Source organism: Anaerostipes stercorihominis, assembly GCF_057535655.1.
Window position 1 is genome coordinate 114,160 of the sequence record NZ_BAAJCL010000006.1, and the last position, 11,253, is coordinate 125,412.

Annotated in this window: 8 protein-coding genes and 1 pseudogene; 8 read left to right on the top strand and 1 reads right to left on the bottom strand. The window is 42.4% G+C overall.

The window, feature by feature from the left end; all coding sequences use genetic code 11:
- The first annotated feature begins 176 nt into the window (after positions 1 to 176).
- From AC27EF_RS07910 to AC27EF_RS07940, 7 genes are all read left to right on the top strand, one after another.
- On the top strand, positions 177 to 1,256 hold the full coding sequence (locus AC27EF_RS07910) for a carbamoyl phosphate synthase small subunit (RefSeq protein WP_487110095.1): 1,080 nt from the start codon (positions 177 to 179) through the stop codon (positions 1,254 to 1,256).
- Positions 1,249 to 4,449 (top strand): carbamoyl-phosphate synthase large subunit, encoded by a 3,201-nt coding sequence (gene carB, locus AC27EF_RS07915; protein ID WP_487110097.1) that lies wholly within the window; start codon positions 1,249 to 1,251, stop codon positions 4,447 to 4,449. Before AC27EF_RS07910 ends, carB begins: the two co-directional genes overlap by 8 nt.
- Before the next feature lie 88 nt (positions 4,450 to 4,537).
- The gene (gene glnA / locus AC27EF_RS07920; protein WP_487110099.1) at positions 4,538 to 5,869 is read left to right on the top strand and encodes a type I glutamate--ammonia ligase; all 1,332 of its coding nucleotides are present in this window, start codon (positions 4,538 to 4,540) and stop codon (positions 5,867 to 5,869) included.
- A gap of 24 nt (positions 5,870 to 5,893) precedes the next feature.
- A complete protein-coding gene (locus AC27EF_RS07925; RefSeq protein ID WP_487110101.1) occupies positions 5,894 to 6,451 on the top strand; it encodes an ANTAR domain-containing response regulator in 558 nt (185 codons plus the stop codon).
- 16 nt (positions 6,452 to 6,467) lie between these two features.
- Positions 6,468 to 7,682: an LL-diaminopimelate aminotransferase gene (locus AC27EF_RS07930; RefSeq protein ID WP_487110103.1), complete on the top strand. Its 1,215-nt coding sequence runs from the start codon at positions 6,468 to 6,470 to the stop codon at positions 7,680 to 7,682.
- Positions 7,683 to 7,854: 172 nt separating this feature from the next.
- The gene (locus AC27EF_RS07935) at positions 7,855 to 8,568 is read left to right on the top strand and encodes an IMP cyclohydrolase (protein WP_487110105.1); all 714 of its coding nucleotides are present in this window, start codon (positions 7,855 to 7,857) and stop codon (positions 8,566 to 8,568) included.
- Positions 8,483 to 9,766, top strand: coding sequence for a phosphoribosylaminoimidazolecarboxamide formyltransferase (locus AC27EF_RS07940; protein ID WP_487110107.1), 1,284 nt, complete (start codon positions 8,483 to 8,485; stop codon positions 9,764 to 9,766). The genes AC27EF_RS07935 and AC27EF_RS07940 overlap by 86 nt, the downstream gene beginning before the upstream one ends.
- A gap of 47 nt (positions 9,767 to 9,813) precedes the next feature.
- Here AC27EF_RS07940 and lgt read toward each other — a convergent pair whose 3' ends face one another.
- Positions 9,814 to 10,719: a prolipoprotein diacylglyceryl transferase gene (gene lgt / locus AC27EF_RS07945; protein WP_487110109.1), complete on the bottom strand. Its 906-nt coding sequence runs from the start codon at positions 10,717 to 10,719 to the stop codon at positions 9,814 to 9,816.
- A gap of 356 nt (positions 10,720 to 11,075) precedes the next feature.
- Between lgt and AC27EF_RS07950 the strand changes: the two are divergent.
- Positions 11,076 to 11,253, top strand: a pseudogene (locus AC27EF_RS07950) (tyrosine-type recombinase/integrase); the annotation flags it as partial.

The window sequence follows — 11,253 nt, forward strand, 5'->3', positions numbered from 1 at the left end:
TTAAAAAAGTACTTGCATGATCTTTTAATTTGTGATAGAATTTTTACAATTTGTAGAGAAATATTTCTAAAATAAATGAGACACAAAGTATTGGGAGCTTAGAATTGTTCAATACTTAGATTTGTAATTTTTATTTTAGTAATATTTCTTTTTTTTATTTTTAGGAGGGAATTTACATGAATGCATTTTTAATATTGGAAGACGGACATGTATTTCAGGGGCATCATTTTGGCGCGGATAAAGAAGTCATTTGTGAAGTTGTATTTAATACTTCTATGACAGGGTATTTGGAAGTTCTGACCGATCCGTCCTATCAGGGGCAGGGCGTTGTGATGACCTATCCGTTGATTGGAAATTATGGCGTATGTTTCGAAGATGCAGAATCAGACAGACCTTGGCATTCTGCGTTTATTGTAAGAGAGATCTCCAGAACTTCCAGCAATTTCAGACGTCAGCAGGATTTGGAAGAGTATCTGATTGCCCATGATATTCCGGGAATCAGTGGTGTAGATACGAGAGCGATCACAAAAATTTTGAGAGAAGAGGGATGTATGGGGGGAATGATTACCACCAATCCTGACTTTCAGCTGGAGGAAATTCTTCCGAAACTCAAAGCATATAGAGTCAAAGATGCAGTGAAAACGGTCACAAGAAAAGGAAAAGAGCATGCTAAAGGAGAGGGATGGAAGGTAGCTCTGCTGGATCTCGGGACAAAGAACAATATTGTACATTCTCTGTGCAAAAGAGGATGTGATGTAACCGTATATCCTGCGTTTACTCCGGCAGAGGAGATCTTGAGAGATCAGCCGGATGGCATCATGCTTTCAAACGGACCGGGGGACCCGAAAGAGTGTACGGAAATTATCAAAGAGATTCAAAAACTCTATGAAAGTGATCTTCCGATTTTCGCAATTTGTCTTGGACATCAGCTAATGGCGCTTGCAACCGGCGCCGACACAAAGAAGATGCGCTGGGGGCACAGAGGGGGCAATCATCCGGTAAAAGATCTGGCAAGTGGAAGAGTTTATATTTCTTCTCAGAACCACGGGTATGTGATTGAAGAGGAAAGCATCAAAAAAGATGTGGCAGAAGTTTCTTTTATCAATGTAAACGATCAATCCGTGGAAGGTTTGAAATATAAAAATAAGCGAATCCGCACAGTTCAGTTCCACCCGGAAGCATGCCCGGGACCGCAGGATACCGCCTATTTATTTGATGAATTCTTGGATATGATGAAAGGAGCAAAAAATGCCTAAAAGAGAAGATATAAAAAAAGTACTTGTCATTGGGTCTGGACCGATTGTGATCGGACAGGCAGCAGAATTTGACTACGCAGGAACGCAGGCCTGCCGCGCTCTTCAGGAAGAGGGGATAGAGGTTGTTTTGGTCAATTCAAATCCGGCAACGATTATGACAGACAAAGATATTGCGGATAAGGTATATATTGAACCGCTGACAGCTTCTGTCATTGAAAAAATCATTGAAAAAGAGAAGCCGGACAGCATTCTTCCTACCTTGGGCGGACAGGCGGCTTTAAATCTTGCAATGGAGTTGGCAGAAAACGGATATTTGGAGAAAAGCGGAGTCAAATTAATCGGTACATCTCCATCCACCATCAAAAAAGCAGAGGACCGTCTGGAATTTCAAAATACTATGGAGAAAATCGGGGAGCCCATTGCAGCCGGAAAGGTTGTAAAGAATATCGAAGATGGAGTGGAATTTGCCAAGGTGATCGGTTATCCTGCAGTGCTTCGTCCGGCGTATACTCTGGGAGGAAGCGGCGGAGGAATTGCCCATAATCAGGAAGAACTGGAAACAATTTTGGAAAATGGTCTTCGATTAAGCCGTGTAGGGGAAGTTCTGGTGGAACGTTACATCGGCGGATGGAAAGAGATCGAATATGAAGTGATGCGTGATGAAAACGGAACCTGTATTACAATTTGCAATATGGAAAATATTGATCCGGTGGGCGTTCATACCGGAGACAGTATTGTTGTTGCGCCGTCACAAACTTTGGGTGACAAAGAGTATCAGATGCTTCGTACGTCTGCGCTGAATATTATTACGGAGCTGGATGTACATGGAGGATGTAATGTTCAGTATGCATTAAATCCTGATAGCTTTGAGTATTGTGTCATTGAAGTGAATCCTCGTGTCAGCCGTTCTTCTGCCCTGGCATCTAAGGCAACCGGATATCCGATTGCCAAGGTGACAGCCAAAATTGCCATCGGCTATACTTTAGATGAAATTGAAAACGCAGTTACAAAGAAAACCTACGCAAGCTTTGAACCGATGCTGGATTATTGTGTGGTAAAAATGCCGAGACTGCCGTTTGATAAATTTATTCATGCGAAACGAACGCTGACGACACAAATGAAAGCAACCGGAGAAGTTATGAGCATCGGAACGAACTTTGAGGGAGCTCTTATGAAAGCAATCCGCTCCTTAGAACAGCATGTGGACAGTCTGATGTTTGGAGACTACGGGAAGCTTACCGATGAGGAACTGTTAAAAGAGTTAGAGAAAATTGATGATCTGAGAATCTATGTGATTGCAGAAGCAATTCGCAGAGGATTTGATTACGATACAATTTTCAATATTACAAAGATTGACCGCTGGTTCTTGGATAAGATTGCAGTTTTAGTGGAGATGGAAAAGAAGCTTGCCGGGGTGGAAACGTTAGAAAAAGATCTTTTAATAGAAGCGAAACGTCTGGAATTTCCGGATCGGGTCATTGGACAGTTGACAGGAAAAACGGAACGGGAGATCAAAGAGTTAAGAAATGAGATGGGAATTCATGCTGCCTTTAAAGTGGTGGATACTTGTGCGGCTGAGTTTGATGCAGAAACACCATACTATTATTCCTGCTATGATGGCGAAAATGAAGTTACAGAAACTTCGGGAAGAAAAAAGGTATTAGTTCTCGGCTCCGGTCCGATTCGGATTGGACAGGGGATTGAATTTGATTTTTGTTCTGTGCACAGTGTCTGGGCGCTGAGTCAGGAAGGGTATGAGACCATTATTATTAATAATAATCCGGAAACAGTATCCACAGACTTTGATGTGGCAGATAAGCTATATTTTGAGCCGTTGACGGCGGAAGACGTGGAGAGCATTGTGGAGCTGGAAAAACCGGATGGAGCAGTGGTACAGTTCGGGGGACAGACGGCCATTAAATTAACAGAAGACCTGATGAAAATGGGAGTTCCGATTCTCGGAACCAGTGCGGAAAATGTAGATGCCGCCGAAGATCGGGAATTGTTTGATGAGATTTTGGAAGAATGTTGTATTCCAAGACCCAAAGGAACGACGGTGTTTACTTGTGAAGAAGCGGTGAAAGTTGCAAATCAGCTAGGATATCCGGTTCTGGTGCGTCCTTCTTATGTTCTGGGCGGACAGGGAATGCAGATCGCGGTTTCTGATGAAGATATTAAAGCATTTATGGAAATTATCAATCGGTATGAACAGGAGCACCCGATTCTCATTGATAAATACCTTGTGGGAAAAGAAGTGGAAGTGGATGCGGTATGCGACGGAACCGATATATTGATTCCGGGAATTATGGAACACATTGAGCGTGCGGGAATTCACTCAGGAGATAGCATTTCTGTTTATCCTGCATTGAGCTTAAATGAAAAAATTAAAAGAGTGATTGCCGAGTATACAAGAAAACTGGCAAAATCTCTGCATGTTATTGGCTTGATTAATATTCAGTTTATTGTTGCCCAGGGAGAGGTTTATGTGATTGAGGTAAATCCTCGGTCCAGCCGTACTGTTCCATATATCAGCAAGGTGACAGGGATTCCGATTGTAGCTCTGGCAGCAAAAGTGATTACCGGAGCAAAAATCAGAGATCTTGGGTACGAGCCGGGACTTCAGCCGGAATCTGAATATTATGCGGTCAAAAAACCGGTATTTTCCTTTGAAAAATTGAGGGGTGCAGAGATCAGTCTCGGACCGGAAATGAAATCAACGGGAGAATGTCTGGGAATTTCAAAAAATTATCACGAGGCTCTTTATAAAGCGTTTCTCGGCGCAGGCGTGAACCTTCCGAAATATAAGAAAATGATTTTAACGGTGAAAGACTCAGATAAAATTGATGCGGTAGAGATCGGAAAAAGATTTGCGGCACTGGGATATGAAATCTTTTCTACCAGAAGTACCTGTCGGGTATTAAATGAAGGCGGGGTTCCTGCGAAACCGATTAATAAGCTGGAAGAGGAATCTCCAAACTTGCTGGATTTGATTTTAGATGATAAAATTGACTTAGTGATTGATACACCTTCTCAGGGTGTCGGTCGAAGCAGAGACGGTTTTTTAATCCGCCGTTATGCTACGGAAACAGGAGTTACATGCCTTACAAGTCTTGATACGGCAGAAGCCTTATTGACAAGTTTGGAAACAGGAAACAGGGATCAACTGACAGTTGTTGACATCGCGCAGATTTAGAAACATTGTTTTCAAAGAAAAACAGGCGGTGGGCAGCAGGAGAGAGGATTTTGATCCGATCAATGAAAAGTAGAAGAGGAGTGATGTTATGGGTCGATACACAAAGCAGGATGTCATAGACCTCGTCAGAGAAAATGATGTGGAATTTATCCGACTGCAATTTTCTGATTTGTTTGGTACGATGAAAAATGTTGCGATTACGGTTCGTCAGTTGGAAAAGGCTCTGGATAATAAATGTACTTTTGACGGTTCCAGTGTAGACGGATTTGTTCGGATTGAAGAGTCGGATATGTACCTTTATCCGGATCTTGACAGCTTTGCGATTTTTCCGTGGAATGCGGGAGGAGACAGAGTCGCGAGATTTATTTGTGATGTTTACGGACCGGATGGATTGCCGTTTGCAGGCGATTCCAGACATGTACTAAAACGTGTGATTCGGGAATGTAAAAATATGGGATACAAATTTAATGTGGGACCGGAATGCGAATTCTTCTTATTCCATACAGATGAAGAGGGACGCCCGACAACTGTGACTCATGAAAAAGCGGGGTACTTCGATGTGGCGCCGTTAGATCTCGGGGAAAGCGCCAGAAGAGATATGATTTTAAATTTGGAAGATATGGGGTTTGAGATTGAGGCATCTCACCATGAAGTTGCTCCGGCACAGCATGAAATTGATTTTAAATACGATAATGCTTTGAGAACGGCAGACAACATCCTTACTTTTAAATTTATTGTAAAATATATTGCAAAACGACATGGACTTTACGCAAGCTTTATGCCAAAACCGATTACGGGGGTGGATGGTTCCGGGATGCATTTAAATATGTCTCTGTGGAGGGACGGCAGGAATATTTTTGCGGATTCCGGAAATCATATGGGAATCAGTGATGAGGCATTTCATTTTATGGCAGGAGTTATGGAACACTCCAGAGAGATGAGCTTGATCACGAATCCGCTGGTGAATTCTTATAAGAGAATCGTGCCGGGATATGAAGCGCCGGTGGATGTCTCATGGTCTCCGTCCAATCGGAGTCCGCTGATCCGTGTGCCGGCTGCAAGGGGCAGCGGAACCAGACTGGAATTTCGGAGTCCCGATTCTGCGGCAAATCCTTATCTGGCACTGGCAGTGAGTCTTGCAGCAGGACTTGACGGAATTAAGAAAAAGCTGACGCCGGGCAAAGGTTCTTTTGCAAATCAGTATGAAATGGCAGAGGGAGAAAAAGAAAAAGCAGGAATTATGATGCTGCCGAGAGACATGAAGGAAGCCCTGGAGGTTTTTAAAAACAGTGATTATATGAGAAAAATTCTGGGTGAACATATATTTACAAAATATGTGGAGGCTAAGGAGGCAGAGTGGGAATCTTACCAGAAATATGTATCACAGTGGGAGATCGATCATTATTTGTATAAGATTTAGTATCCTGACTGGTGATATAGGGAGGTGAGAGGCTTGATAAATGTCATCGTTTTGTTCCCGAAACGGGAAATTTCCAGAAAGATCCGAAATCTCTTGATTCAGAATGGTTTTGAGGTGGTGGAAGTGTGTACAACAGGGGCACAGGTTGTTCATCGTGTGGAAGAATTGGGAGAAGGACTGGTTATTTGCGGATATAAATGTTCTGATATGATTTACAGTGAATTATGGGAATATCTTCCGGAGAGGATCTGGATGCTTTTGATTGCCTCCCGGCCGTATTTGGATGATTGCGGAGATCCCAAGATACAGAAACTGACGATGCCTTTGAAAGGTCATGAACTGGTCATCAAAGCAAGGGAGATGATTGGAGAGATCTCAAAAGAACAAAAGCGCAGTAAGTCAAAGCCAAAACAAAGATCGCGAGAAGAAGTCGAATTATTGGAAGAAGTCAAACAGTTATTAATGGATAACAATCGGATTTCGGAAGATGAAGCGCACAGTTACATTCAGCAGCGAAGCATGAACAGTGGTGTGGGGCTGATTGAAATGGCAAAAATGATCAAGGAATCATTTACATATTAAAATTTAGGAGGAGACTATGTTTAAGATTAACGACAACTATTTGAAACTTCCGGGAAGCTATTTATTTTCAACCATTGCAAAAAAGGTGAATGCCTATTCTGCGGCAAATCCTGAGAAAGATATCATTCGTCTTGGAATCGGAGATGTAACCCAGCCTTTGGCGCCTGTCATTATTCAGACGCTCCATGAGGCAGTGGATGAGATGGCACATGCAGAGACATTTCACGGATATGCTCCGGATCTCGGATATGAATTTTTAAGAAATGCCATTGTCCAAAATGACTATAAAGATCGCGGAGCTGATATTTCAGCAGATGAAATTTTTGTCAGTGATGGTGCAAAGTGTGATTCAGGAAATATTCAGGAAATTTTTGCCAAGGAAAATAAGATTGCTGTATGCGATCCGGTATATCCGGTGTATGTGGATACCAATGTTATGGCGGGAAGAACGGGAACCTATGATCCCAGTACGGAAACATGGAGTGATGTGATTTACATGCCTTGTACAGCAGAAAATAATTTTGCGCCGGAATTTCCGAAGGAGATACCGGATATTATTTATCTGTGTTTCCCGAACAATCCAACCGGGTCTACCATTACGAAAGAGCAGCTTCAGGGATGGGTAGATTACGCCAATAAACATGGTGCTGTCATTATTTACGATGCAGCTTATGAGGCGTATATTTCGGAGGATGATGTGGCTCATACAATTTATGAGTGTGAAGGAGCCAGAACCTGTGCCATTGAGCTAAAGAGCTTTTCAAAAAATGCGGGATTTACCGGCGTGCGTTTGGGCTACACTGTGGTTCCGAAAGAATTAAAGTGCAAAGATGTTGCTCTTCATGCATTATGGGCAAGACGTCATGGAACGAAATATAACGGCGCTCCATATATTGTGCAGAAAGCCGGTGAAGCAGTTTATTCCGAAGCTGGAAAAGTACAGTTAAAAGAGCAGGTTGGATATTATATGAACAATGCAAGGGTGATTTTTGAAGGTTTAAAAGATGCGGGATATACCGTATCCGGCGGAGTGAACGCCCCTTATATCTGGCTGAAGACGCCGGAGCATATGACATCATGGGAATTTTTTGATGATCTTTTGGAACGCGCCAATGTTGTGGGAACTCCTGGATCAGGATTCGGACCAAGTGGAGAAGGATATTTCCGGCTTACGGCATTTGGAAATTATGAGAACACTGTCGAGGCGATCAGACGGATAAAAGAAATGTAACAGGACAAAAGAAACAGGAAGAAGCGAGGAAAGACCGTGCTCTTCCTGTTTTTAGATTATGATGGTTTTTTTGGATCAATAAACAGGAAAGTCAGCGGGCTTGTCCACTTTGTTTTGATATGATACAATAGGAATCATACGAAGAAAATCAGAATAAAAAGGAGATACACCAATGAAGATGTTAGCTCTTGAGCAGGAATTAAAAGAAAATGCTTACCCTGGACGGGGAATTGTAATTGGACGATCAGAGGACGGAAAGAAAGCGGTCACAGCATATTTTATTATGGGGCGCAGTGAGAACAGTCGTAATCGCATTTTTGCAGAGGAAGGGGAAGGAATCAGAACACAGGCGTTTGATCCTGCAAAGTTAGAAGACCCGAGTCTGATTATTTATGCGCCGGTACGTGTTCTTGGCAAGGAAACCATTGTGACAAATGGAGATCAGACAGACACAATCTATGAAGGCAGAGAAAAGGGGCTGACTTTTGAACAGTCTTTGAGAACCCGTGAATTTGAGCCGGATGCACCAAATTATACTCCTAGAATTTCAGGAATTATGAAAGTAGAAAACGGAGCGTATCACTATGCCATGTCAATTTTAAAAAGCAACCATGGGAGTCCGGAGGGATGCAATCGTTTTACATTTACATATGAGAATCCGGCAGCTGGAGAAGGCCGCTTCATTCATACCTATATGCATGACGGCGATCCGCTTCCAAGCTTTGAAGGAGAACCGAAACTGGTGGGGATTGAGGGCGATATTGACGACTTCACACAGATGTTATGGAACAGCTTAAACGATGACAACAAAGTATCCCTGTTTGTACGCTACATTGATATTGCAGACGGAACATACGAGACCAGAATTGTCAATAAGAACAAATAAGAAAAGGAGAACGCTGGAAATGAAAGAATTAGAGTTAAAGTATGGGTGTAACCCAAATCAAAAACCATCAAAAATCTGTATGGCGGACGGAAGTGATCTTCCCATTGAAGTTTTAAACGGGAAACCTGGATATATCAATTTTTTGGATGCATTTAACGGATGGCAGCTGGTGCGGGAACTGAAGAAAGCAACCGGACTTCCGGCGGCAACTTCCTTTAAACATGTATCACCGGCAGGTGCTTCTGTCGGACGTCCGATGTCTGATACATTGAGAAAAATTTACTGGGTGGACGATATGGGAGATTTATCTCCTTTGGCATGTGCCTATGCCAGAGCCAGAGGCGCAGACCGTATGTCTTCTTTTGGGGACTTTATCGCTTTGTCAGATGAGTGTGATGCCGATACCGCTCGTTTGATCAAACGGGAGGTATCCGATGGAGTCATTGCGCCGGGATACAGCGAAGAAGCGCTGGAAATCTTAAAGCAAAAGAAAAATGGAAATTATAATGTGATTAAAATTGACGAGTCTTATCAGCCTGCGCCATTGGAGCATAAAGAAGTTTTTGGCGTAACGTTTGAGCAGGGAAGACAGGAGCTCCCCATTGATGACGCTCTGTTATCCAATGTTGTGACAGAGAACCGGGAGATTCCAAAAGAAGCGCTGATGGATTTGAAAATTTCTCTGATTGTTTTAAAATATACACAGTCAAATTCTGTATGCTTCGTAAAAGACGGTCAGGCGATCGGAATTGGCGCAGGACAGCAGTCCAGAGTTCATTGCACCCGTCTGGCAGGACAGAAAGCGGATAACTGGTGGTTAAGACAATGTCCGAAAGTTATGAATCTGCCGTTTAAAGAAAATATCCGACGTGCAGACCGTGACAATGCCATTGATTTGTACATCGGAGAAGAATATATGGATGTGCTGGCAGATGGCGCATGGGAAAACATCTTTACAGAGAAGCCGGAGATTTTTACCAAGGAAGAAAAGAGAGCATGGCTGGACAAACTTACGGATGTGACATTGGGTTCTGACGCATTTTTCCCATTCTTTGATAACATTGAGCGTGCGCACAAGAGCGGTGTGAAATATATTGCACAGCCGGGCGGATCCGTGAGGGATGATGCTGTTATTGAGTGCTGCAATAAGTACCATATGGCGATGGCGTTTACGGGAATTCGTTTGTTCCATCACTAGAGACGCGAGATTGTGGAGATATTGTAAAACAAAAAGAAACAATCCCCTTATGAGCGAGGGGCTTGTTTCTTTTTGTGTGAGAAAATACGGTGAAGTAAAATCCAGCCAATACCGCCAATGGCAAGAATCAATGCCAACAGCTGTGAAACACGGATTCCGGTAGATCCAATCATTAAAGAGTCAGTCCGAAGACCTTCAATGAAAAATCGTCCGATTCCGTATCCGGCGGCGTATAAAGCAATCAATTCACCATCGAAAGTCTTGCGTTTTGTAAACCAGAGAATGAGAAGTAAAACTGCCAGGTTCCAAAGCGATTCGTATAAAAAGGTCGGGTGAACCTGAATGTAGGAAACCGTATGACTTCCGGAGGTAAGATAAACTGCCTGGTCGTATAAACCGGATTCAATGATTTCAGAGAGTCGGCCTTGATGAAGAAAATAATCCGTAGGAATTTGCATGGCAAAGAGATGATCGGTAAAACCGCCAAAGGCTTCCCGATTAAAGAAATTTCCCCATCTTCCGATAATCTGACCAACCAGTAAGCCTTTGACGGCAACGTCTCCGAATTGAAGTAAGGAGACGTTGCGTATTTTACAAAAAATAAAAAGAGTCATCACGGCTGCAAGAATACCTCCGTAGATTGCCAGACCGCCGTTTCGGATCTGTAAAATTTCGTCGAGATGATTTTTATAATAATCCCAGGAAAATATAACATAATAAAGCCTTGCTCCCACAATGGATGGAATTAACATGCAGAGCAAGTAGTCAAAGACAAGTTCGGGATCAAACTGTTTTGACCGTTTGGCTGCAAAATAGGAAACAATCAATCCAAATAGAAAACCACAGGCAATAATAACACCATAATATTTGATTTCCAGTCCTCCGATGGAAAAACCATCTCCCACGTGCTTTAATACAATTCCCATATGAGGAAATCGAATGCTTTGTTCCATTTTTATGTCCTTTCCGTAATAAAGATATTTGGATGGAAAAAATCTGATTTGGTTCCATCTGATTTTCTCCGTACTCATGATACAGCGAAACAGAAAAAATGTAAACCTAAAAATTGCTGCGTAAGAGATAAGGCGGTAAATAGAAAAGTGGCAGAATTTGAAACTGAATATTCACAAAGATACCATGGTATGGTATAATACAGATTGCTATATTGGGGCTTCTTGAGAAAGAAGCTAAAATATGGCGAAAAATCTAAAAGGCAAAGAATTTAGTCTGGGTATAACTCAAGAAACTACAGGAGCGTAGAGTATGTTTTGCGGAGGCAGTTTAGATAGATGAGTACAGCGATATTTCGATGCTCTCAGAACTGAAAAAACAAAAAAATAAGAGGATTTCAGAAATTTTAAAAGAATGGGAAGAATTTGTATTTGTGTGTCGAAAAGGAACGCCGGTCAAGAACAGCACATATGATACAGTACTGTTTAAGATTTGTGATAAAGCAAAAATTCCAAGATTTTCTATGCATATCTTGA

Bases quoted from the DNA above. Each gene is read 5' to 3' on its own strand.
- AC27EF_RS07910 (WP_487110095.1), top strand. From the start codon at position 177: ATGAATGCATTTTTAATATTGGAAGACGGACATGTATTTCAGGGGCAT.
- carB (WP_487110097.1), top strand. From the start codon at position 1,249: ATGCCTAAAAGAGAAGATATAAAAAAAGTACTTGTCATTGGGTCTGGA.
- glnA (WP_487110099.1), top strand. From the start codon at position 4,538: ATGGGTCGATACACAAAGCAGGATGTCATAGACCTCGTCAGAGAAAAT.
- AC27EF_RS07930 (WP_487110103.1), top strand. From the start codon at position 6,468: ATGTTTAAGATTAACGACAACTATTTGAAACTTCCGGGAAGCTATTTA.
- AC27EF_RS07935 (WP_487110105.1), top strand. From the start codon at position 7,855: ATGAAGATGTTAGCTCTTGAGCAGGAATTAAAAGAAAATGCTTACCCT.
- AC27EF_RS07940 (WP_487110107.1), top strand. From the start codon at position 8,483: ATGACAACAAAGTATCCCTGTTTGTACGCTACATTGATATTGCAGACG.
- lgt (WP_487110109.1), bottom strand. From the start codon at position 10,719: ATGGAACAAAGCATTCGATTTCCTCATATGGGAATTGTATTAAAGCAC.